This window comes from Tunturiibacter gelidiferens, from assembly GCF_051013345.1.
Classification (GTDB): Bacteria; Acidobacteriota; Terriglobia; order Terriglobales; family Acidobacteriaceae; genus Edaphobacter; species Edaphobacter gelidiferens_A.
Window position 1 is genome coordinate 2,058,116 of the sequence record NZ_CP132939.1, and the last position, 21,883, is coordinate 2,079,998.

Sequence of the window (21,883 nt, forward strand, 5' to 3'; positions counted from 1 at the left end):
TATTGATGAGTGAGTATTCTAATTTTCTCAGAGCTGAGAAGGTCGAACACAGGAAACCAGCGTGTCAGCTGGCCGTTTTCTAACGGCACCCCTCTATCGTTTGGCGACCTTCAAACTGAGTTCGCCGATCCTCCGACAACGCAGAAATGCGAGGCCTTTCATTTCCGTAAATGAGGGAAGCACGTTTGACACCTTCGTGGGATATGAATGCAGCGGTCATTAGCCTTTTCTATAGAAGGGGACACTTTCAGTGAAGGCAGTCATCTTTGCCGCTATCGGAGTTTTTGCGATTTTGACGAACGTGTGCGGAGCACAGGGCTTCAGAGCACGCGACTTGCGGGGCATCCGACTCGACATGACGCCCGGTGAGGTGGAACAACTCACTCACGCCCGTCTTAGCCCTCTAGGACGCGGCGATTTCAAGCTAGAGTTCAATCACACCGAGTTCGATCTTGGCTTTTCGCCACTGGGCCACCTCTACAGAATCGACTCCGATCAGCCGCTTGGTTCCTTTGCGCCTGATCTCACATTTGCGGCTACCTTGACCAGCAAATTGACCGAAAAGTTCGGTCCACCGAAGAGCAACATGCTTCCAGGTGGCCCGATTGATTGGGACCTGCAAGCAATGGTTACGGACAACAACGGCACAAATCCCCGAGAACTAGAAAGCCTCTCTGCAATGCTTGAGGGCGGCTATGGAGCGCCAATTCATCTGGTGATGAAGATGATGGATTTTAGGCTCCTTTGGCGCGATCAAGCTATAGTGAACGCAACGCCGCGCAACAAGGCTGCTGAAGCCGCAAAATTCTGAAAAGACACGCGGCCGTGAGGCGCGCCGCTTCGGACTAGGAAACGCTAAACGTGCTTTAGTGTCCGTTTTCTGACGGGACCCCTTTCTGCAATACCTGACACAGAAGAAAGCAAGCGGCCTGAGAGAGAATGTCGGCGTAGAGCGTTGGCTCAGAATGCTCAGTGAGTTGCACTTTTGCTGTCAGGGCGACGGGAGTCGATTTGTCGATTTGGCCTTCCTCAAATCAGCTCCGTGCGCCAGGTTATGTGTCCCCCTGTGCAGCTCGTAGGTTTATCTCACTTTATGGGTCAAGGAATCCCACTTTATGTGTCAATAATCCCAGGTTATGTGTCAACCTACAAAATTGCTCCACCTCACACCCCAGACCGAGCCGAAAGCAAGATGCTTGCGATGCACTCGATTCGGTGCATGCAGGCATCGATAACTGCTATGTTTCGCTAGACTTACATTTATTCTGGCGCAAAAGTTGCATTTAATCTGACGCGAATTGCAGTATTTTTGACTGCCTCCATGCATATCGAGAAGCTAGATATCCAGGTTCTTCACGTCCAGGGCATTTTCTTCGATGAACTTGCGCCGGCTCTCTACGTCTTCACCCATCAGGGTCGTAAAGATCTCTTCACAGGCCGCAATGTCTTCGAGCTTCACCTGCAGCAGCGTACGTCGCTCCGGATCCATCGTCGTCTCCCATAGCTGCGGAGCCGTCATCTCGCCCAGACCCTTGTACCGCTGAACCTGATACTCCTTCTTGCCCTGTTCGATCACATACTCGAACACATCGCGCGCCGTCTTCTTCTCCACTGGATCCTGCGATGCTTTGCTTACCCTCTTGGACGGCTTCACCTCAGCCACTGTTCCCGGGGCCGCGGCGATCTCAGCAACGCCCTCTTCCGAAGCAATCTCCTCAGCCTCTTCTGCTGCAGCCTCGGCCTTGGTCTTCGTCGCATACTCAATAAAGAACGGCGCCACCAATTGTTCCTTGATCTGTGCATGCTTGGCCAGCATCTGCCTGCTCTCCGGAGCGGAAGCCAGCGCCCAGTCGATCGTTCTCACTGCGCCCTGCGCGTCGGTAAAGCTGACCGAGTAGCTCCTGTGCTCCTCATCCATCACGACATCGCCAACACTCTTGAACTGATAGGTCTTCTGCATACTGGCTAACCGCTGCCGCATGGCCTCCACCTTGGCGGGTGTCTCGAAGTCTACGCGTCGCACAGAATCCTTGCCCTCATGCGCAAACAACTCAGCGAACGCCTGTGTCACGTCATCATTCCGCAACCGCTTCTGCACCTTATCGAAGAAGCCGAGATAGTCGTTCAACTGACCCATGTACTTGGTCAGGGCAGCGCCTTCGAGCCTGCCGCCGTCGTTGCCGTAACGAATCACCATGCCGTCCGAGGCACGCTTCACCATCACGCTCACATACTCGCGATCGTCCTTGATGTACTGCTCGAACTTGCCCTTCTTGATGCGATACAACGGCGGCTGAGCAATATAAACATGTCCACGCTTGATCAGCTCCGTCATATGACGGAAGAAAAACGTCAACAACAGCGTGCGGATATGCGATCCGTCGACGTCTGCGTCGGTCATCAGGATCAACTTGCCATACCGCAGTTTGCTCGCATCGAAGTCGTCTTTACCGATGCCGCAGCCAAGCGCCGTAATCATGGCGCGAATCTCCTCGTGGCCCAGCATTTTGTCATAACGGGCCTTCTCGACGTTGAGAATCTTTCCCTTCAACGGCAAAATCGCCTGGAACTTCCGGTCGCGCCCTTGCTTGGCCGTTCCGCCGGCGCTCTCTCCTTCGACGAGATAAAGCTCGCACCGATCCGGTTGACGCTCCGAGCAGTCTGCCAGCTTACCCGGCAACCCGCCGCCATCGAGAGCCCCCTTACGCCGAGTCAGATCCCTAGCCTTGCGCGCAGCCTCACGTGCTCGCGCCGCATCGATCGCCTTATTGATGATCTTCTTCGCAACCGAGGGGTTCTGCTCGAGAAATGCACCCAGCCGCTCATTCACAAACGCCTGCACCGTACCGGCGATATCCGAGTTCAGCTTACCCTTCGTCTGCCCTTCAAACTGCGGCTGCGATAGCTTCACGCTGATCACAACAACAAGACCTTCGCGTACATCGTCGCCGCTCAGGTTCTCCTTCACGTCCTTGAACAGACCCAGAGACTGCCCTGCGGCGTTGATCGTCCTGGTCAGAGCCGTCTTGAAGCCCGAGAGGTGCGTTCCACCGTCCACCGTGTTGATGTTGTTCGCGAAGGTAAACACAGTCTCGGAGTAGGCGTCGTTATACTGCAGCCCAATCTCCATGGCCACGTTGTCCCGCTCGGCTTCCATGTAGATCGGCTTGTCATGCAGCACCGCCTTGCCCTTGTTCAGGTGCTTGATGAACTCCGCAATGCCGCCAATGTACTTGAACTCCTGGTGCTTGTACTCCCCGGTCTTCGAGTCCGTCGTCCGCTGGTCCGTCAGGTGGATCTCCAGCCCCTTATTCAAAAAGGCGAGCTCCCGCAAACGTTGCGCCAGCGTGTCGTAGTTGAACTCCGTCACCGTAAAGATCGACTTGTCCGGCAGAAAATGAACCTTCGTGCCCTTCCGTGTCGAAGAGCCCATCTTACGCAGCTTGCTGATCGGCGCACCCTTCGAGTAGTCCTGCTCCCACGCATGACCATCGCGCCAGATCTCGACGTCAAACTCTTCGCTCAGCGCGTTGACGCAGCTCACGCCAACACCGTGCAGACCACCCGAAACCTTATAGTTCGACGCGTCGAACTTACCGCCTGCGTGCAGCATGGTCAATACCACCTGCACCGCCGGCATCTTCTCCCCGTTGATCACCTTGTCGTCGACCGGAATGCCACGGCCATCATCGACCACCGTAATCGAATTATCGACATGGATCGTCACATCGATCTTCGTGGCATGCCCACCCAGCGCTTCGTCGACCGAGTTATCGACCACCTCATACACCAGGTGATGGAGCCCCTGCTCACCGGTCGAGCCGATATACATCGCCGGTCGCAGCCGAACCGCCGCCAGACCTTCCAGAACAGTAATGTTCTCAGCCGAATAGCCGCCGCCTTCTTTTCCTTTTGCAGGAGCGTCCTTAATTTTGCCGGCTTCAAGCTCTAAAAGAGCACCTTCGGTGGGGATTGCAGTCGATGCCATGTATCTCCGTTCAGCGGTTGCTGAAGTTGCAGGATTTTCAGCCCGTCCCGTGTCCGCGCGATCCGCGAAAACCCGCGCCGTTACAGCGCTTTACACACGTTCTAGCCTGACTCTCAGTGTCTTAAGTATAGCACGCACAAGAGGTGTTGTACCCCTCCCGGCACCTGCGCTGATCCCGCCCGCAGTGCAATCTCTGGCCCATCGGTAACCAGCGCCTCTGCTCCGAAAGTTGTACTCCTCTAACCCATGCGGCTTGTTATGCTTCGGCTCGTAACTCCCCGAGGTGAACCAATGAAATTGAACCGTTTGATCGCTGTGTCGATCGTTGGATTCTCACTGCTCACAACCTCCAGCTCAGCCTTCGCCTGTGATCATGATCACGACAGTGGCAGCTCGTGGTCCTGGTTCGGCTGGTGCCATCACGACCACGACCATGATCACGACCACGAACATGACGGCGGAGGCAACACCGGTAGCGGCGGTAACTGCCCTGGACATGGTGGCAGCAGCACTGGTGGCGGCGGTTCCACTACCACCCCACCCTCCACTGGTCCGAAGGGGGATAACGGAATACGTAATCCTAACCACCTGGCAAACGCTCGCGAGAGCCCAACGATGACCCTCTTCGGAGGGTCATTTTGTTGCTCCGGCACGAACTCCGTTTTCATCCAGAGCCTGCTTCCCAGCCGGAAGAAGGCATAATTGTTGGAGATGATCTTTGTTCCTGCTATTTATGCTGACGTCGACGAACTCGTCACCTTCGTCAACAGTGCCTATCGAGGCAAAAGTTCTGAAGCTGGTTGGGCCAGCGAAGCTAAGGTGATAGCCGGGCAGAGAATCGACTCGACCATGCTTGCCGAGACATTCGCAAGCGGTAAAACCACCGTTCTATTGATGCGGGACGACGACAAGGCCCCGCTCGCAGGGTGTGTGTCGCTTGAGCCTACTGACGAACCGGCAGTCTGGTATCTCTCGATGCTTGCAATAGACCCTCAACGTCAGGCTGACGGACTTGGCCGGACGCTTTTGTCTCATGCCGAGGACTATATGAAAGCCCGTGGAGCGCAGCGAGTCAGGATTACCGTGATCTGGCTTCGTCATACGCTCATCGAGTGGTATGAGCGCCGCGGATATCGTCGCACCGGCAAGACAGAGCCGTTCCCATACGGAGATCAACGCTTCGGGATGCCGCTTCGTGACGACCTGAACTTCGAAGTATTCGAGAAAACCCTCGTTTATTAACTCACCACGAAGTCTAACTATCAAGCAAGTCTTTTATTTTCACGGCTTCGCGGTGGTAGGCTCGAGTGCTTCGCACTGCTGTCCAAATAGATCGGCCTGTAATCGCAACCCTCGTATATACTTAGAAAGTTGTCCAGAACACAGTTTTCGTCAGGAACACCATGCCAAAGTTGAAGACACACAGCGGCGCAGCCAAGCGCTTTCATAAGACAGGCACCGGCAAGTTCAAGCGTGGCCAGTCCAAGATGCGCCACATCCTCACATCGAAGGCCACCAAAACCAAGCGCAAGCTAGGCGGGTCGGTGCTTATCTCCGATGCGGATCATCACAAGGTTGCCCGGATGCTTCCTTACGCCTGAGTCAAGAAAGACCATAAAACGGTCTTTCCCTCGGAAATAAGAAGCACAAGTTTTCAAGTCGAGCCGCTCAAAAGCAAAGGGCCAGCAAAGCGTTCCGGCCCCTGGAATCGCGTTAGCGATTCCACCGAGACTTGAAGTTGCATAGCGAGTGAAGAGGCCACCATCGTCGTTCTCACGAGTCCCCTTCAGGACACCCACTAGTTCTGATTGAGACGGGAATGCGACCCTTACCTCCAGCCGCTCAAACGAAGTACGCAAAAGGAGAAGCAAGATGCCCCGTGTAAAACGGAGTACAAAACGCAACGATCGCCGCAAAAAATCCTCAAGCGCGCGAGCGGTTACTTCCTCACCAAATCCAAGCTCTATCAGGCCGCTCAGGAAGCCGTCGAGCGCGGACTCAAGTTCGCCTACACCGGCCGTAAACAGAAGAAGCGCCAGTATCGCGCCCTCTGGATCGTCCGCATCAACGCAGCCTGCCGCATCAACGGCATGAGCTACTCGACCTTTATCAACGGCCTCAAGCTCGCCGGCAATCAGCTCGACCGCAAGGTCCTTGCTGACATCGCCGCCAACGACGCAGCTGGCTTTGCCGCTCTTACCGTGCAGGCAAAGTCAGCCCTGAAGATTGCAGCAGACAGGCACGCCGCAAATCGCAGCACCGCTGCCGCCTAAAAAGCACAGCAGTTTCAGAAGAGGCACGGCACACGCTGTGCCTCTTGCTTTAATTCCGCCACCGCTCTGAACCAGTATCCTGTCCCTATGCCAGATCCAACCGCAACAGAGGAAGCGATCTCCCCAGTGCAATCTCCCTTCGAATCCTGGGGCCGCTACCCTAACTACGGCGCAAAACTCCTTCCGCTCCACTGGCAGAGCGACTTTCCCGCACTCACCGCCAACCTCCACAACGGTGCGCTCCCCGTCGGCATGGGCCGCAGCTACGGCGACGTCTGCCTCCTCAAAGACGGCAACCTCCTCGTCACCACCGCAATGAACCGCCTCATCGACTTCGACGCCGAAACCGGCCTCCTCACAGCCGAAGCCGGCGTCACCCTGGCCCAGATCCTCGACTTTGCCGTTCCCCGTGGCTTCTTCCTTCCCGTCACGCCCGGCACAAAATATGTAACCCTCGGCGGAGCAATTGCCAACGACATCCACGGCAAAAACCACCACACCGCCGGAACCTTCGGCCGCCACATCGCACAGTTCGAGCTCGTCCGCTCCGACGGCTCCCATATGCTCTGCTCGCCAACCGAGAACCCTGAGTTCTACGCCGCAACTATCGGCGGCCTCGGCCTCACCGGCGTCATTACCTGGGCCACACTCCGTCTCAAACCGATCGTCTCCCGCAAGATCGACTACGAAGGCATTCAGTTCCACGGCATCGACGAGTTCCTCGACCTCACCAATCAGGCCAAGGACGTCGAGTACACCGTCAGCTGGGTCGATGTCACCTCCACCGGCCGCAACTTCGCCCGCGGGGTCTTCATGCAAGGCGATCACTCCGCGAAGAAGGACGATCTCAAACCCTCGCCCAAACCAAAGCTGATCTTCCCCTTCGAAGCCCCCGGCTTCGCCCTCAACGCCCTTTCTGTCAGCCTCTTCAACACAGCCTTCTTCCACAAGCAGATCCGCAAACGCGTCGTCGCCCTCCAGGACTACGAGCCCTTCTTCTATCCGCTCGACAAGGTCCTCCGCTGGAACCGCATGTACGGCAAGCGCGGCCTCCTCCAATTCCAGTACGTCATCCCCTGGGAGCACGCCAAAGAGGGAACTGTCGCCATCCTCCGCGAAGTCGCCAAATCCGGTCTCGCCAGCTTTCTCGCCGTGCTCAAAGCCTTCGGCGACGTCCCCTCGCCCGGCATGATGAGCTTCCCCAAACCCGGCATAACCCTCGCCCTCGACTTTCCCATCAAGCCCGACAAGAGCTTCCCGCTCTTTCAGCGCCTCGCCGATATGACCCTCGAGTTCGGCGGCCGCCTCTATCCCGCCAAAGACGCCGCCATGACGGCCCCTCAGTTCCAGGCCTTCTACCCTCAATGGCAACACTTCGCCCAGTACCGTGACCCCCTGCTCACCTCGAGCTTCTGGGAGCGCGTCACTCCAAATTCATAAGACCGGACACCGTAAGCTATGAGCACGACCCCGCAATCGACCTCTACAACTACCCGCAAGATCCTCGTTCTCGGCGCAACCTCTGGCATCGCCGAAGCCACCTGCCGCATCTGGGCCTCACAGGGAGCAAGCCTCTTCCTCGTCGCGCGCAACGCCGAAAAACTCGCCGCCGTCGCCGCCGACCTCAAAACCCGCGGTGCCAGCTACATCGACACTGCCGTCGCCGACCTCGACGACACCGACCAGCACCCCTCGCTCCTGGCCCACGCTATCAACTCTCTCACCGGCATGGACATCGCCTACCTGGCCCACGGCGTCCTCGGCGATCAGACCGAAGCGGAGCGCGACTTCAACACCGCTGCCCATATTCTCCACACCAACTTCATGGCGCCGGTCTCGCTCCTCACCTGGCTCGCGAACTTCTGCGTCCAGCGTCGCTCCGGCACCCTCGCCGTGATCTCCTCGGTAGCCGGCGACCGAGGCCGCAAGTCCAACTACGTCTACGGCTCCTCAAAGGCAGGCCTCTCCGCATTCCTCGGCGGCCTGAGAAACCGTGTTGATCGCGAAGGGGTCACCGTCCTGACGATCAAACCCGGCCCCGTCAAAACTGCGATGACGGCGGGGATGCCCAAGAGCGAGAAGTTCGCCGACGTCGATTCAGTCGCGGAATCGATCGTCAGCGCCATCGACAAGCGCAGAGACATCCTCTACGTCCCATTCCAATGGCAGCCCATCATGTTCATCATCCGCAACATCCCCGAGCGCATCTTCAAGAAGCTCAACCTCTGAAGGCGCTGTCCTGCCGGACGGGCCCACTGCGCGTGGGGCGGTCACTTCGTGACTTGTATACCGGTCTTGGCAGGGTGAGCTTCCTGGGGGCCTCCCGTTGGTCGGCTCGATCTTCCTTCCGACCAACGGGAGGAGCATCGCTGCATGTTGCGCCAAAACCAAGGTACACGCGTCACGAAGTGACCGCCCTCCGCGCAGGAGGCCCGTCCGGCAGGACAGCTCCCTAAAAACCTGTCAAGCCCCAAACTCACCAAACCCCGCGCCAATCCAGCAGATTCGCGTGGCGTATGAGTTATGCTCCAGCCGCTATACTAGAAAGAGACAGTAAAGAAAGCCCCGGCATCCACCGGGGCTTTTCCAACCTAGACCGAGCTAACTCTTTTAGAAAGACGAATTTACCTATAACCAGTTTGGAATGAATATTTTACAGTCTGTGGAAATCGTAAGTCTATCAATAGAGAAAACTTAGCAGCTACAACCCCCCAGGGGGTGGGGTACCCTAGACGTTTTCCTGTTGCTGCTGCGCCATCTGCTGCTGGCGAGTCGGCGGAGGTGGCTGCTCCGGCAGCTGAGTCGCCTTCTCAACCAGAATCGACCAGTCCTCTGGCACAGGCAACTCCTGATCGAGCGAAGGAGTTCCCAGACTCGGCGTCACCCGCACGGCCACCGTCAGCTCGCTCCCCGCCCGACCCCGAAAGATTCCATGCGTCGGCGGAACATCGGAATAATCCCTCCCGATCGCCGTACGAATATGACGGTCCCCCGCCACCAGCCAGTTCGTCGGGTCAAACCCCACCCACCCAAGATGAGGAATCAACACTTCGATCCACGCATGCGTCGCCGAACTCACCGACCGGTCCATATCGCTCTCGCCGTGAAAGAGATACCCGCTCACATACCGGCAGGGGATCCGCAACTTCGATCGCACCAGCGTGATCATGATGTGCGCAAAGTCCTGGCAGACCCCGGCTTTGGTACCTAACGCCAGATCGATTGGTGAATCGACTTGCGTCGACTTCGGCTTGTAGTCGAAGTGCTCATAGATCTGCTGATTCAAGTGATGCAGCACCATCAGCGGATCGTCTCTGCGCCGCACATCCAGCTCCACAGCCAAAGCGTCCAGCGCTGGCGTCGGCGCAGCAAATTCGCTAGGCAGCAGCATCTCCCAGTAGTCCCCCTGCTCCACCATCGCATCCAGGTCCGCCCACGCATCCGGCGCCAGAAACGCCGGAACCTGCGCCGCCGGTTGTACCTCCACCAGCGACTCGGCAACAATCACCAACTGCCCATGCATCCCCGGAATATCGAAGTGGTGAACGTGATTCGATAAATGATCGCGATAACTGAACACTCTGCATCGCGGGCTCACCGAAAGATGAAACGTCAGGCAGCGTTGATTCTGATCGCTACGCGGATGCATCCGCGTCTCCATCATGCTCTCGCTGACCTGGTTGCTGTACAGGAACTTCGTCAGATGACGAATTGAATAATACATAGCCTGTCCCTTTCGGTCTCGCGGGATATGGTGCATCTGCTAAAACGGCCAGTGAAAGAGCCACCCAAGCCGCCATCGGTCTCGCTGATACCAAACAATAGCAGGTAGAACTGCCGCGAACGCCGTCGGCAACAACAATTGAAGCCACAGATTGTTCGTATGGAACAAGCTCGACAACACAACCCTCGTCGCTCCCTGCGCAAACGAGCTCAACAGAAAGATCGCCAGCGACGCCCGTCCTAGCCACACCAGCGCGTCGCCCACCCTATGATTCTCAAGCAGTCGTGCCAGCAGAAAGAGCGCGGCCGTCCCGGTCAGGCCCATCAAGATATAGTTCCATCGGCCCACATAGCCATAGAAGTAAATGGTCACCACCTGAAACGCACCGAGCATCACCAGTCCCACTGCGGCCCTCGTCTTCTCAAGGCGCTCCAGCTTAAAAATCTGATTCCCAACCCACATCCCAGCAGCCACAAAGCAAAACTCCCGCAACACGCGGTCACTGATGTACGAACCGTAGATCGGCGATACCCCCGCCACCACCGCGAGCAAAAACCGCAGCCAGTTCGGAAGCCGAGCCGTCAGCAACGCCAACATCGAACAAAAAAACAACGTGAACAGAAACCAGCTAACGTCCCCGTCCGCGACGCTCAGCAGAAACGCCTTCCAGTTAAACGGCGAGTACGTCACTTGAAATCGTCGTGTCAAAGGGCCGAGCGCTGCCGTGATGACTGCGAACAGCAGATAGGGATACAGAATGGTCTTTAATTTTTCTAACGTGTAGTTGCCGGCTCCTCGCCGACCAATGCTACCTAGGACAAACAGACCCGAAGCAAAGAAAAACGCGGGCATGTGAAAACTGTAGATAAAGTTCTTAGAGAACGCCATCCCCGGTCCAGTCCACCATCCCCGATGTGCCGCGCCCTGTGAGGTATGGCCATACACCACCAGAAGGATCGCAAGACCTTTAACAAGGTCCACCAGATTTGACCGCCTCCCACTGGTAATCGGCTCCCATGTCTGGGCTGCGGCCTGTCCCCGCTCGATCATTTACCCTGCCAGCGCTGCCTGAATGGAATAGTCCACGTACAACTCGTAGATCGTTTCATGGATCGCTCGACATTGTGCCTGAATGCTGCCCAGATACCCCAGCACATCTACGCTCAAAATCTCATCCACGCTGCTATAGCTCAGAGAAGACTGCAGCCGCCCACTCAACCGCCGCAAACCCTCGGCGCGGCTCTTCCCGCTGTCTCCCTGTATCTTTTCGAGCGCACACTGCAGGCTGTCGATCGAAAACCGGACCGAGTGCGGGAACTCTTCATCGAGCAGAAGAAACTCGAAGATCTGATCCGGTGTCAGGTCGGCCGTATACACCTTGCAGTAGGCCTCAAACGCAGTCGCCGAACGCAACAGCCCCATCCAGTCCAGGTACTCATTGCCATCGGCCACTCTCTCGGGGTGCCCCCAAAGATCGATGTGGTACGCCTGAAGCAACAACGCCGTCGCGCATGCCCGTTCGATATAGCGCCCGACCTGAATGAACTGCCAGCCCTCGCCGTGATTCATCGTTGAGTCTGTCACCCCCTGGAATTGATGCGCCGCCTCCATCACAGACTGCAGGAACTCGCTAGGCTGCGTCATCCCCGCCCCCAAAGCCTCAGATTGAGTCCGATGCTGCATTTCTGGCCGCGTCACCTGCAAATAAAGACTGTTGAGCCGATGCCACTGCTCTGTAGAAATCTGCTCCCGCACATGGCGCGAGTTCTCGCGCGCCGCAATGATGCAGGACAGAATTGAAGCCTTGTTTTCGGTGTCAAAGGTCAACGCCTGTGTCAGCGCATAGGGCTCACCTGTCCATTCGATATTCTTCGGCTTGCCCAGCGCTTGCAGCACCCGCTGCCATCGCCGCTCTGCGCTGATCGGGCTCTCATCAAGCATCAGATTCAAATTCACATCCAGCAGCCGCGTTGTATGTTCAGCGCGTTCTAGATACCGACTCATCCAGTACAAACTATCCGCGACGCGTGACAGCATTGGCCACTCCTTTCACTGACTCAGCACCCACGTATCTTTACTGCCGCCACCCTGCGACGAGTTCACCACTAACGATCCTTGATTCAGTGCCACACGCGTCAATCCACCCGGCACAATCGTCACCTTATCCCCATACAACACGTAAGGCCGTAGATCCACATGCCGCGGCTGCAGCTCGTCCCCGATTAGACACGGTGCTCGCGAAAATGAGATGGTCGGCTGCGCAATGTAGTTCCTTGGATCCGCGACGATCTTTTGTGCGAATTCGTCCTGCTGCGCTTTTGTCGATTGCGGCCCGATCAGCATTCCGTACCCGCCGCTCTCGCCGACCGCTTTTACCACTAACTTGTCAAGATTTTGCAGCACATGTTGCTGTTCCTTAGGCCGGGTCAACAGATACGTCTCGACATTTTTCAGCACCGGCTCTTCACTCAGGTAGTACTTGATAATCTCCGGAACGTACGCATATAAGGCCTTGTCATCGGCCACACCTGTACCAAACGCATTTGCCAGTGTCACATTCCCAGCACGGTAAGCATTGAACAGACCCGCCACTCCGAGAATCGAATCTCCGCGAAACGCCAGCGGGTCGATGAAGTCATCATCCACGCGCCGATAGATCACATCCACCCGCCGCAGCCCGATCGTCGTCCGCATATACACAAGGTTGTCGTGCGTTACCAGATCGCGTCCTTCAACCAGTTCGATCCCCATCTGTCGCGCAAGATACGCATGCTCAAAGTAAGCAGAGTTGAAAACTCCTGGCGACAGCAGCACAATATTCGGCTCCGGTCGTCCCTCCGGCGCCAGGGATCGCAATGTTCCCAACAACAACTGTGTGTACTGTTCAATCGGCCGCACGTTGTAGCTTCGAAACAGCTGAGGAAAGATCCGCTTCATCACCCTGCGATTGGTCAACATATAGCTGACCCCGCTAGGCACGCGCAGATTATCCTCCAGCACCACAAACTCGCCGCTCTCCAATCGGATCAGGTCGGTCCCGCAGACAGCAATGTACACATTCCGGGGAACCTGCAATCCCATCATCTGCCGCCTGTAGTGTTTGCAGCTATAGACCACCTCGCGCGGCACGATTCCGTCATCCAGAATTCGTCCCTCGTTATAGATGTCCTTGAGAAAAAGATTGAGTGCCGTAATCCGCTGCGTCAGCCCGTGCTCAACCGTCGCCCACTCGGCTGCGGTAATAATTCGCGGAATCAGGTCATAGGGAAAGATCTTCTCCGTTCCTTCTTCGCGGCCGTACACCGTAAACGTAATTCCTTGATTCAGGAAACTAAGGTCCGCCGCCTGTTTTCTACGTTGTAACTCTTCCGAAGGCAGAGCCGAAAAGTGCTCTAGAAGCGGCTCGCAGTGCTGATGCAGGTCGCCAAGCCCGGTGAACATCTCGTCATAGGCATGGTCCAGCAGATAGTTTTTCAGGGCCGCGTGCTCGAACTGGGATGACTGAGTTGGATGCATTAGGAGCCTTGAGTATAGCGGGACATCCGGACGCATCCAAACCCAAATTAGCCGAGTCTTCGAAAATCAAAAAAGAAAGGACCGCCCCAGCCGGGCTCTACGTGAAGCTGCAAACTTACATCCGTTTGCCACCGGCCAACATCAGCGTCAAGCCCTTGACCAAACCTGCATCGTCGGAAGCAAAGAACACAGCCGCCGTCGCGATGTCCTCCGGGTGCGCAATAACTCCGAGCGTCGTTGTCGCCTCCGTATGCACCTGTCACCGCCGCTACATTTCCTGCCAGCATGCTCAGCAGTGTCGTTCTCCTGTTGGCCATAATTCGATAAACATCTAATTGATTGAGGTCCAATAACAAGAAGGGTTCACGTCTTCTCTGAACATTTACAAATCGTCAAGTAGCTTCCTGCGCATTCGAGCTTCCTCGAATCAGCGTCTTACGCTTCACCATTCACCGTATCTTCTCGCCGTTCCGCACATTTTAGAGGCCAATGTGAGTCCAACTAGGCTAAAATAGTAAGGACGCGCACTTTCCCCAAAACACCACCCCTAAGCGCACAGACAGGACATAAACGCAGTGAGCAACTCAACCGCAATAGCCGTTAAGCCTATCTTTAATATCGCGATCATCGCCCACGTTGACCATGGCAAGACCACCCTCGTCGACGCCATGCTTCGACAGTCCGGAACCTTTCGCTCCAACGAAGCCGTCACCGACCGCGTCATGGACTCCAACGATCTCGAAAAAGAGCGCGGCATCACCATTCTTGCGAAGAACACCGCCCTCTACTATCACGACAACAAGATCAACATCGTCGACACTCCGGGCCACGCCGACTTCGGAGGGGAAGTGGAGCGCGCGCTCAAGATGGTCGACGGCGTAGTCCTGCTCGTCGATGCCTCAGAAGGTCCCCTACCGCAGACCCGTTACGTTCTCTCGAAGGCCCTGGAAGCTGGCCTAACGCCGATGGTCGTCATCAATAAGATCGACCGTCCCGACGCGCGTCCCCAGGAGGTTCTTAACGAAGTCTACGACCTCTTTATCGACCTTGATGCCGACGAATCAGTCCTCGACTTTCCCGTCCTCTACACGAACGGAAAGCTCGGCACCGCGACGAACGATCTTGCGACCCCCGGCACGGACCTCCAGCCCTTGTTCGAGCAGATCGTCCAGACCATTCCCGTCTCCAAGGGCGATCCCGAAGGCACCCTCCAGATTCTCGTCACTAACCTCGACTACTCCGACTACCTTGGCCGTCTCGCCATCGGTCGCGTCTTCAACGGCACCATGCGCACCGGCCAGGAGTACAACGTTGCTAAGATCGATGGCACTTTCACCAAGCACAAGATCACAAAACTCTTTAGTTTCTCAGGACTCAAGCGCACCGACATTGAAGAGACACAGGTAGGCGACATTGTTGCCATCGCCGGTATTCCCGGCATCTTCATAGGAGAAAGCTTCTGCGACATCGAGAATCCGCAGCCGCTTCCCCAGATCACTATCGACGAGCCGACAATCGCTATCCAGTTCAACGTGAATAACTCCCCGTTTGCGGGCCGCGAGGGGAAGTTTGTTACCTCACGAAATCTCCGCGATCGCCTTGAGAAAGAGCTTCTTACCAACGTCTCTCTCAAGATGCAGGACACCGGCTCTCCGGATTCCTTCAAGGTGCTGGGCCGCGGTGAACTTCAGCTCGGCATCCTCATCGAGATGATGCGTCGCGAAGGCTTCGAACTCATGGCCAGCCGTCCCGAAATCGTTACCAAGAAGATCGATGATGCTGTGATGGAGCCGGTGGAGCATCTCTCGATTGACGTTCCTGAAAACTTTGTTGGTACTGTTATTGAGCGTCTTGGGCCGAGAAAAGGCGAGATGGTCAAAATGATCAATCACGGCTCAGGCCGTGTTCGTATGGAGTTTCGTATCCCCTCGCGTGGTCTGATTGGCCTGCGTTCGGAGATGCTTACCGAGACGCGCGGCACGATTATCATGAACTCGATTCTTGATGGGTATATCGCTTATCAAGGGGAGATTCCGCAGCGTCAGTCGGGTGCTTTGATCTCGGATCGTCAGGGAACTACGACTGCTTACGCGCTGGAAGGGCTGCAGGATCGCGGCGTTCTGTTTGTTGCGGACGGCGTGGAAGTGTATGAAGGTATGGTAGTTGGAGAGCATTCGCGAGACAACGATCTTGACGTCAACTGCGTTCGCGAGAAGAAGCTTTCGAATATGCGGGCTTCTGGCTCGGATGATGCCGTGCGGCTGGTTCCTTATAAGCAGCTGACGCTCGAGCAGTGTATTGAGTTCATTGCGGATGATGAGCTGGTTGAGGTTACGCCTAAGTCTTTGCGTCTGCGTAAGAAGGTGTTGCAGGCGAATCGTCGTCCCCGCAAGGGCGGCAGCGAATAACGAGTTGCAAAGATGGTTTTTCTACGGCCGGACCTCTCGAGGTTCGGCCGTAGTTTTTTTGTGGTGTGAGAAAAAAGTTATTCGTGGTGGGGTGTGGTTTTTACAGGGGTTTTTGAGAAAAACGGGTGTTTTGATGTGGTTTTTTGGTGGTGAGAATTTTTGCGTGGTGGACGTGGAGTTTAGACATCCACTTTTCTGGCGCCTGAAAAAGTGACACGGTTTTGAAGTTTATTTTCGGGCTACTGACGGGAGCAGGTGGCTCGCGTATTTGCTGGTGCGCGCAGACACCTTCTCTGATCCCAAGAGGCGAACGGCCACGCAGGATTGACCTTGCAGATGCAGCATCTTGCAGGGGGCGATAAAGAACAGACAACGGCGTGAAGAGGGTGGGTGGAAAGGGACAGGCGGTTTGGGCGGGACGGAGTTCGTCGGGATCCTTCGCTGCGCTCAGGATGACAGCAAAGGCGTAGTCCGGCGTCGCCAGTTCAAGTAATCCGGCGTCGCCAGCGCAAGTAAGCCGGCGTCGCCAGCGCGAGTGATCCGGCGTCGCCAGCGCGAGTGATCCGGCGTCGCCAGCTCCATACGACGGCAAGATGGCAGCCGTCCGAGGTGTGCGGTGCGGAGTAGGCGGTTCGCCATGCCTTGTTCGGAGGACAAAACTTTAGCTCAGCGAAAGCCGTTATTACGGTTAGTTGTGGCCGCCTTGTTCGGTGGGGACATAGCTGAAGAGCCGCAGGCGCTCGCTTTCGCGTTCGAGAGAACGTTCTCTGCCTCGGAGCAGATCTTTGAGCGAGATCTCGCCGCACACCTGCCCGTTGGAACGGTCTACTACCGGCAATGTTTCCAGACCTTCGGTCGCCATCAGCTCTGCGGCTCCGCGGGTGGTCGAGTCGGAGTAGGAGTAAGAGCCCGGGAGCGGTACGGCCGGGGCGCCTTCTGCGAGGGGCGACATCACCTCGCGAACGAGGACCAGCTCAAGCGGGTCTACGCCGTACTCCCGGGTCAAATGGTAGCCTCGCCGGCTGAGCTTTTCGGTCAGAATCGATCGAGGCATGATGAGAGCGGTGATGAGGTAGGACGCGATAGAGGCTACGGCAAGGGGGAGCAGGGCGGGTAGACAGTGAGTGACCTCCAGGCTGAACAGGATGGCGGTGAGAGGAACACCGAGCGATCCTGCGAGCATAGCTCCCATGCCGATCAAAGCCCAGAACGCTTGAATTTCGGCGGGGGCATGAGCCAGATGCCCTGCCAGTGCGCCCACGGCTCCGCCGATCATGAGCAGAGGCGCAAGAACGCCGCCGGAGGTTCCTGATCCCAGGGAAAAGGCCCACATGAGCGACTTCGCGAACAGAATTCCTACGATGAGGCCAATCGAGGGGCTGCCGTGAAGCAGTTCGGCGATGTTGTCGTACCCGACTCCAAGGCCGCGCGGGAAGAACAGGCCACCCACTCCAATCCCGATCCCGCCGATTGCCGGCCACCACATCCAGTGGATATGCAGGTGCTCGAACAGATCTTCAAAGGCATACATCATGCGGCTCATGCCTGCCGCAATGAGGCCGATGAGGGCACCCAGGCAGAGAGCGCCGATCGCGAAGGAAGCACCATGTGTTCCCGTGATGACCGGCATATGAAAGAGCGGTCCTGCGCCAAGCCAATAGACCCGGAAAAGTGCTGCGGTGACACTTGCAAGCGCTACGGGGACCAGGCTTCGCGGGCGCCATTCGAAGAGCAGGAGTTCTACGGCAAGCAGAATGGCAGCCACCGGCGTAGCAAAGGTTGCGGACATACCTGCTGCCGCACCGGCGACGAGGAGTGTGGTTCTCTCTGCATCGGTCACATGCATCCATTGTCCGATGAGCGATCCTACGGCTCCGCCGGTCATGATGATGGGGCCTTCGGCTCCGAACGGGCCGCCCGATCCGATCGCGATGGCTGCGGAGATGGGTTTCAGAAGGGCGATCTTCGGAGCAACTTTAGCGCGATGCAGGAGGATCGCTTCAATGGCCTCCGGGATACCGTGCCCGCGAATTTTATCCGAACCGAAGCGGGCCATCAGGCCAACGAGAAGGCCCCTATGACGGGCACTACCACCATCCAGTGTCCCAGGGGACTTCCGGCCGGAGAGACCGGGGTAAGGCTGAAGCGATGGTAGTAGAAGACGTTTGTTGAGAACGCAATACAGCGCAGGAGCACAACGGCGAACAGGGTGGCGCATAGACCGATGCCGATGGAGACACCGGAGAGCAGCCAGACCCTTTTATCAACCGTGAAATCCCTGAGAATCGATGGTTCTGACTTCAAGATTTGCCTTTCCTTTTCTGGATGGTTTCCTGATCGGGGTGTGACCCATTTGAGTTGCCTATGCGGGTGAGGGCCTGGATCAGACCAGGGGCCAGCTCGCGCAGCTGTCGAGCATGGGTCTCGGAGAGCAGGCGAAGAGCCTCCTCGCCCTGGGGGTGAGCTCGAGCACTACGTACCTGCGATCGTTCTGGTCGGAACTTCTGCGCACGAGGCCTGCCAGCTCGCATCGTTTGCTGAGTTCGACGACGGTGTGGTGTCGCAGGCCCATCATTTCGGCGATGTGAGAGATCGTGACGAGGGTGTCGTCGGGCGCTCCGGCGATCTGCAACATGAGCTGGTGCTGCTGCGGCTGCAGGCCGGCTGCTGCTGCGGCTTGTTCGCTGAACTGGAGGAAGCGTCGAATTTCGGATCGAAACCTGGCCAGCAGTTGAATCTCATTGCGATCAATTTTTCTGGACACGGGCTTCACTCTAAGAGTATCGTAACACGATATGATCTGCGATGGAATCTGGCGGTCGCGCTGAGCAGCTTCTCGGGTTCTGCGCTCGGGGTCTAAGAGGTGTCAAATGATGAACATCTATGTGTTTATCTTTCTCCTGCTGCCGTTTGTTGGAATGATCGGCGCGTTGGTGGTGCTGGCAAGGGATAGAAGAGCTCCCCCACATCAACGCCATTCTGGATTGCGGTAGGGGATTCGTTTTGTGGGTTGGTCGGCAACTGTGGAGATACGGGAGAAATACGGGGATCTCTCCACTGCGTCGTGCGATGGGACCGCGCGACTTCGGTCGAGATGACGCTTAAGGGGTGCCGTTTGTTGGAGACGGAAACTTGAATTACAGCGGGTCGGCGGGATGAGGAAACACGGTCGGAGCGGTTTTGTAACTTCATTCTTCTATGGCTAGATGGTGCCGGAGTGCAGGTTTTCCTGGTGAAGGACGTCGGCTTGGGAGACGCGAATCCTTGATCCGAGGAAGGCGAACCAGGCTACGACGAGATAGCAGAGCAGAGGTACGAGGAAGGCGTCGGCCATGCTGTGGGTGCGCTCTGCGACCCAGCCGACTGCGGGTGTGAGGACTGCTCCGCCGATGATGGCCATGACCAGGATGGAGGCGCCGAGGGTGGTGTTGGGGCCAAGCTGTTTGAGTCCGAGGGCGAAGATGGTTGGGTACATGAGCGACATGCAGAAGCTGGTGGCCATGATGGCCCAGAGGCCGATCCAGCCGGGCTTTGTGATGGCTACGGCGAGGAGGAGGACGTTGGTGAGGGCAAAGGTTCCCATGAGGATGTTGGGGCTGATGTACCACATGAGGAACTGACGGATGAGGACATCGTTGAGGTTGTTCGGCATCGCCCACAGAAAGAACAGAGCGGTGACCATGACGAAGGGTGCACGGTAGCGGGAGTCGATGAGCGGCACGTTTGCGCGGGGCGGAGACTGTGTGCCGGTGTCCTCCTTTGGGATCGAAGGCGTGTGCATGGGCGAATCCTGACGCGCGGGATTGGTCGTCCGGGATGCGTGCACGATGTTACAGGACGACGCGTTAGGGGTCGATTGCGAACAGATTGGTCTCTTGTTCCGATGGAACCGCTTCCGGGGTTTGACCGTAAGACGGCCGGATTGAGGGGGTAGAGGCTTGACTGGTTTAGCAATCACTACAAAGTTGTAGTGCAGTTACTCCGGGGTGACCGCATAGTGGGATGGGTTCGCAGGGACGCTTGAGGGACAGCGACTCCAGGCAGCGTGAATCGAAGTTGAGGAAGCCAGCCAAAGAGAGGGCGTGATCATGCTTGACGGACTTCGAAGGACTTATTGCACGATTGTGGGTTTCGCTATTTTGTGTGCGACTCCAGCTTTTGCCAATCATGTGGACACTGCCAACGTTACAGTGACCTGCAACGCGTACAGCTTTTCGGTAGCGGCTTCGGCGCTGTCACCGGGAACGAAGTATCAGATCAGCTATACGATTGAAACCTCGCCGTATGCCGGCGCTCCGATTACCGGCACTATTCCATTGACTGCAACTTCGACTACCACCTTCGAGGCAACGGTGTGGGGTTCGTTTCCGGCTTTGATCGGGACTTACAACTTCACCGGCACGGCGAGCCTGGTGGGGCATAATACGGTTCCGATCCTGTTTTCGCCTACGAGCATCTCCTGTGGAGCTCCTCCGCCGCCGCCCAACTCGGGCAAGGGAATCGACACGGCGAGCTTTAATGGGACGCCGCTCGTGTCGGGGGACTATGTTTGGTTTAACGGCAACTTCAGTGTGAAGAACATTCCCAAGACCGGAGGTGTGATTACCTTCACGGGGTCGAAGATTCTGGATGTGGAGAACGGGTCGCTCTTTACCAGTGCGGCTCCGAATGCCCAGATCACGTTCTCGCCGACGGCGACCTGCAGTTCGACGACGTTCAGTACGATGACCAATACATGGATCACCACGGTTCCCCTGAAGGGCGACGACGAGATCTTCCTGAGCGGTGTGGCGATACCTGTGCCGTCGGGTGGGGTGCTTGGAGGGATCAACGTTACATGGAGCGGAGTGTTTGATACGACGGGGGCGCCTGGGATGTCGATTGATTGGAAGTGGGGTGCTGCAGTTTATTCCAGCATCGCGACTGACCCGAATTCTCTTGGAGTCAAGGCTGGGCACCAGACGGCTTGCGGGCAGAGCAGCGGGGATCACGCCGGCACACCTGAGGGCGTCAATAACAGGAATCAGCCCTGGAAGCAGTTTGTGATCGGTGGGGCGAGAGGTGGTGGAGGTTCGAACTGGACGGGATCGTGGAGTGGCACGGAGACCGTTACTCCTACGGCCGTAAGCGATCCTGGCCCTGGGCCGAAGGGGTAGAACGCATCAAATCGATCGGAAGTTCGAAGTCGCCGGTGCAACGTGAAGGCTACGTTGCACCGGTTTTCTTTTGGTTGGAAAGACGTCCTGCCGGACGGGCCTCCTGCGCGGAGGGCGGTCACTTCGTGACTTGTATACCTTGTCTCGGCTGGACCCGGGGTTAGCGGCCCTCCCGTTGGTCGGGGGAGACTATTTGTGGGTTTTGGCGGTGGCGAAGCGCTTGTTGATCTCTTCCCAGTTGACTGTGTTCCACCAGGCGGCGAGGTAGTCGGGGCGCTTGTTCTGATACTTGAGGTAGTAGGCGTGCTCCCAGACGTCGTTGCCCAGGATCGGATAGTGGCCCTGGGAGAGGGGATTGTCCTGGTTGGCGGTGGTGACGATCTTCAGCTTGCCGCCTTCGAAGATCACCCAGCCCCAGCCGGAGCCGAACTGCTTGGCGGTGGTCTCGTTGAACTGCTTCTTGAAGTCTTCGAAGTTGCCGAAGTCGGCCTTGATCTGTGCGGCGATCTCGCCGGTGGGTTCTCCGCCGCCCTTTGGCTTCATGATCTGCCAGAACATGGTGTGGTTGACGTGGCCGCCGCCGTTGTTCTGGACGACCTTGCGAACGTCTTCGGGGATACTGGCGAGATCCTTGAGGAGCTCCTCGGGAGACTTCTTGCCGATCTCTGCGTGCTTCTCTACCGCGCCGTTCAGATTGGTGACGTAGGTCTGGTGGTGCTTGTCGTGGTGGAGCTTCATGGTGGCTTCGTCGATGAAGGGCTCAAGCGCCGCGTAATCGTATGGCAAAGGTGGTAGTTCGTAGGCCACAGTAGTTCTCC

The 21,883-nt window shown here is 57.0% G+C and carries 19 protein-coding genes and 1 pseudogene; 9 read left to right on the forward strand and 11 right to left on the reverse strand.

Annotated features, from left to right (window positions below):
* Positions 1-250 precede the first annotated feature (250 nt).
* Positions 251-811, forward strand: coding sequence for a hypothetical protein (locus tag RBB80_RS10175; protein ID WP_433968072.1), 561 nt, complete (start codon positions 251-253; stop codon positions 809-811).
* 525 nt (positions 812-1,336) lie between these two features.
* Here RBB80_RS10175 and gyrB read toward each other — a convergent pair.
* Positions 1,337-3,988 carry a DNA topoisomerase (ATP-hydrolyzing) subunit B gene (gyrB, locus tag RBB80_RS10180; RefSeq protein WP_433968073.1) on the reverse strand — a complete coding sequence of 884 codons (2,652 nt, stop codon included), beginning with the start codon at positions 3,986-3,988 and terminating at the stop codon, positions 1,337-1,339.
* 291 nt (positions 3,989-4,279) lie between these two features.
* Here gyrB and RBB80_RS10185 point away from each other — a divergent pair, with 291 nt between their 5' ends.
* The 6 genes and pseudogenes from RBB80_RS10185 to RBB80_RS10210 all read left to right on the forward strand — a co-directional run bounded on the left by RBB80_RS10185 (position 4,280) and on the right by RBB80_RS10210 (position 8,490).
* Positions 4,280-4,690, forward strand: a complete 411-nt coding sequence (locus RBB80_RS10185) for a hypothetical protein (protein ID WP_433968074.1) — start codon at positions 4,280-4,282, stop codon at positions 4,688-4,690.
* Positions 4,691-4,699: 9 nt separating this feature from the next.
* Complete coding sequence (locus RBB80_RS10190) at positions 4,700-5,230, forward strand: GNAT family N-acetyltransferase (RefSeq protein WP_433969608.1); 531 nt, start codon at positions 4,700-4,702, stop codon at positions 5,228-5,230.
* Positions 5,231-5,391: 161 nt separating this feature from the next.
* Positions 5,392-5,589 carry a 50S ribosomal protein L35 gene (gene rpmI / locus RBB80_RS10195; RefSeq protein ID WP_179636493.1) on the forward strand — a complete coding sequence of 66 codons (198 nt, stop codon included), beginning with the start codon at positions 5,392-5,394 and terminating at the stop codon, positions 5,587-5,589.
* Positions 5,590-5,860: 271 nt separating this feature from the next.
* Positions 5,861-6,261 (forward strand): annotated as a pseudogene (gene rplT, locus RBB80_RS10200) (50S ribosomal protein L20).
* Between the two features lie 87 nt (positions 6,262-6,348).
* Positions 6,349-7,701, forward strand: a complete 1,353-nt coding sequence (locus tag RBB80_RS10205) for an FAD-binding oxidoreductase (RefSeq protein WP_433968075.1) — start codon at positions 6,349-6,351, stop codon at positions 7,699-7,701.
* 18 nt (positions 7,702-7,719) lie between these two features.
* Positions 7,720-8,490, forward strand: a complete 771-nt coding sequence (locus tag RBB80_RS10210) for an SDR family oxidoreductase (RefSeq protein WP_433968076.1) — start codon at positions 7,720-7,722, stop codon at positions 8,488-8,490.
* 499 nt (positions 8,491-8,989) lie between these two features.
* Here RBB80_RS10210 and RBB80_RS10215 read toward each other — a convergent pair whose 3' ends face one another.
* The 5 genes from RBB80_RS10215 to RBB80_RS10235 form a co-directional block, all read right to left on the reverse strand.
* Positions 8,990-9,985: a transglutaminase family protein gene (locus RBB80_RS10215; protein WP_433968077.1), complete on the reverse strand. Its 996-nt coding sequence runs from the start codon at positions 9,983-9,985 to the stop codon at positions 8,990-8,992.
* Between the two features lie 39 nt (positions 9,986-10,024).
* A complete protein-coding gene (locus RBB80_RS10220; protein ID WP_433968078.1) occupies positions 10,025-11,035 on the reverse strand; it encodes an acyltransferase family protein in 1,011 nt (336 codons plus the stop codon).
* The gene (locus tag RBB80_RS10225; protein WP_433968079.1) at positions 11,036-12,022 is read right to left on the reverse strand and encodes an alpha-E domain-containing protein; all 987 of its coding nucleotides are present in this window, start codon (positions 12,020-12,022) and stop codon (positions 11,036-11,038) included.
* Between the two features lie 12 nt (positions 12,023-12,034).
* Entirely contained in the window at positions 12,035-13,501 is a 1,467-nt protein-coding gene (locus RBB80_RS10230) for a circularly permuted type 2 ATP-grasp protein (protein ID WP_433968080.1), read from the reverse strand.
* Between the two features lie 115 nt (positions 13,502-13,616).
* The gene (locus RBB80_RS10235) at positions 13,617-13,757 is read right to left on the reverse strand and encodes a hypothetical protein (RefSeq protein ID WP_433968081.1); all 141 of its coding nucleotides are present in this window, start codon (positions 13,755-13,757) and stop codon (positions 13,617-13,619) included.
* Positions 13,758-14,076: 319 nt separating this feature from the next.
* Between RBB80_RS10235 and typA the strand changes: the two genes are divergently transcribed.
* On the forward strand, positions 14,077-15,909 hold the full coding sequence (gene typA / locus RBB80_RS10240) for a translational GTPase TypA (RefSeq protein WP_433968082.1): 1,833 nt from the start codon (positions 14,077-14,079) through the stop codon (positions 15,907-15,909).
* 688 nt (positions 15,910-16,597) lie between these two features.
* Here the strand turns inward: typA and RBB80_RS10245 are convergent.
* From RBB80_RS10245 to RBB80_RS10260, 4 genes are all read right to left on the reverse strand, one after another.
* Entirely contained in the window at positions 16,598-17,965 is a 1,368-nt protein-coding gene (locus RBB80_RS10245) for a chloride channel protein (RefSeq protein WP_433968083.1), read from the reverse strand.
* Positions 17,965-18,213: a hypothetical protein gene (locus RBB80_RS10250; RefSeq protein ID WP_433968084.1), complete on the reverse strand. Its 249-nt coding sequence runs from the start codon at positions 18,211-18,213 to the stop codon at positions 17,965-17,967. Before RBB80_RS10250 ends, RBB80_RS10245 begins: the two co-directional genes overlap by 1 nt.
* A 79-nt stretch (positions 18,214-18,292) precedes the next feature.
* Positions 18,293-18,673 (reverse strand): MarR family winged helix-turn-helix transcriptional regulator, encoded by a 381-nt coding sequence (locus tag RBB80_RS10255; protein WP_433968085.1) that lies wholly within the window; start codon positions 18,671-18,673, stop codon positions 18,293-18,295.
* Positions 18,674-19,111: 438 nt separating this feature from the next.
* Positions 19,112-19,690: a hypothetical protein gene (locus RBB80_RS10260; protein ID WP_433968086.1), complete on the reverse strand. Its 579-nt coding sequence runs from the start codon at positions 19,688-19,690 to the stop codon at positions 19,112-19,114.
* 307 nt (positions 19,691-19,997) lie between these two features.
* On the opposite strand from RBB80_RS10260, the gene RBB80_RS10265 reads away from it, so the two are divergent.
* Positions 19,998-21,065, forward strand: a complete 1,068-nt coding sequence (locus RBB80_RS10265; RefSeq protein ID WP_433968087.1) for a hypothetical protein — start codon at positions 19,998-20,000, stop codon at positions 21,063-21,065.
* A gap of 189 nt (positions 21,066-21,254) precedes the next feature.
* Here RBB80_RS10265 and RBB80_RS10270 read toward each other — a convergent pair whose 3' ends face one another.
* The gene (locus tag RBB80_RS10270) at positions 21,255-21,872 is read right to left on the reverse strand and encodes a superoxide dismutase (RefSeq protein ID WP_433968088.1); all 618 of its coding nucleotides are present in this window, start codon (positions 21,870-21,872) and stop codon (positions 21,255-21,257) included.
* Positions 21,873-21,883: the final 11 nt, after the last annotated feature.

Bases quoted from the DNA above. Each gene is read 5' to 3' on its own strand.
- gyrB (WP_433968073.1), bottom strand. From the start codon at position 3,988: ATGGCATCGACTGCAATCCCCACCGAAGGTGCTCTTTTAGAGCTTGAA.
- RBB80_RS10185 (WP_433968074.1), top strand. From the start codon at position 4,280: ATGAAATTGAACCGTTTGATCGCTGTGTCGATCGTTGGATTCTCACTG.
- RBB80_RS10190 (WP_433969608.1), top strand. From the start codon at position 4,700: ATGATCTTTGTTCCTGCTATTTATGCTGACGTCGACGAACTCGTCACC.
- rpmI (WP_179636493.1), top strand. From the start codon at position 5,392: ATGCCAAAGTTGAAGACACACAGCGGCGCAGCCAAGCGCTTTCATAAG.
- RBB80_RS10205 (WP_433968075.1), top strand. From the start codon at position 6,349: ATGCCAGATCCAACCGCAACAGAGGAAGCGATCTCCCCAGTGCAATCT.
- RBB80_RS10210 (WP_433968076.1), top strand. From the start codon at position 7,720: ATGAGCACGACCCCGCAATCGACCTCTACAACTACCCGCAAGATCCTC.
- RBB80_RS10215 (WP_433968077.1), bottom strand. From the start codon at position 9,985: ATGTATTATTCAATTCGTCATCTGACGAAGTTCCTGTACAGCAACCAG.
- RBB80_RS10220 (WP_433968078.1), bottom strand. From the start codon at position 11,035: ATGATCGAGCGGGGACAGGCCGCAGCCCAGACATGGGAGCCGATTACC.
- RBB80_RS10225 (WP_433968079.1), bottom strand. From the start codon at position 12,022: ATGCTGTCACGCGTCGCGGATAGTTTGTACTGGATGAGTCGGTATCTA.
- RBB80_RS10230 (WP_433968080.1), bottom strand. From the start codon at position 13,501: ATGCATCCAACTCAGTCATCCCAGTTCGAGCACGCGGCCCTGAAAAAC.
- RBB80_RS10245 (WP_433968083.1), bottom strand. From the start codon at position 17,965: ATGGCCCGCTTCGGTTCGGATAAAATTCGCGGGCACGGTATCCCGGAG.
- RBB80_RS10260 (WP_433968086.1), bottom strand. From the start codon at position 19,690: ATGCACACGCCTTCGATCCCAAAGGAGGACACCGGCACACAGTCTCCG.
- RBB80_RS10265 (WP_433968087.1), top strand. From the start codon at position 19,998: ATGCTTGACGGACTTCGAAGGACTTATTGCACGATTGTGGGTTTCGCT.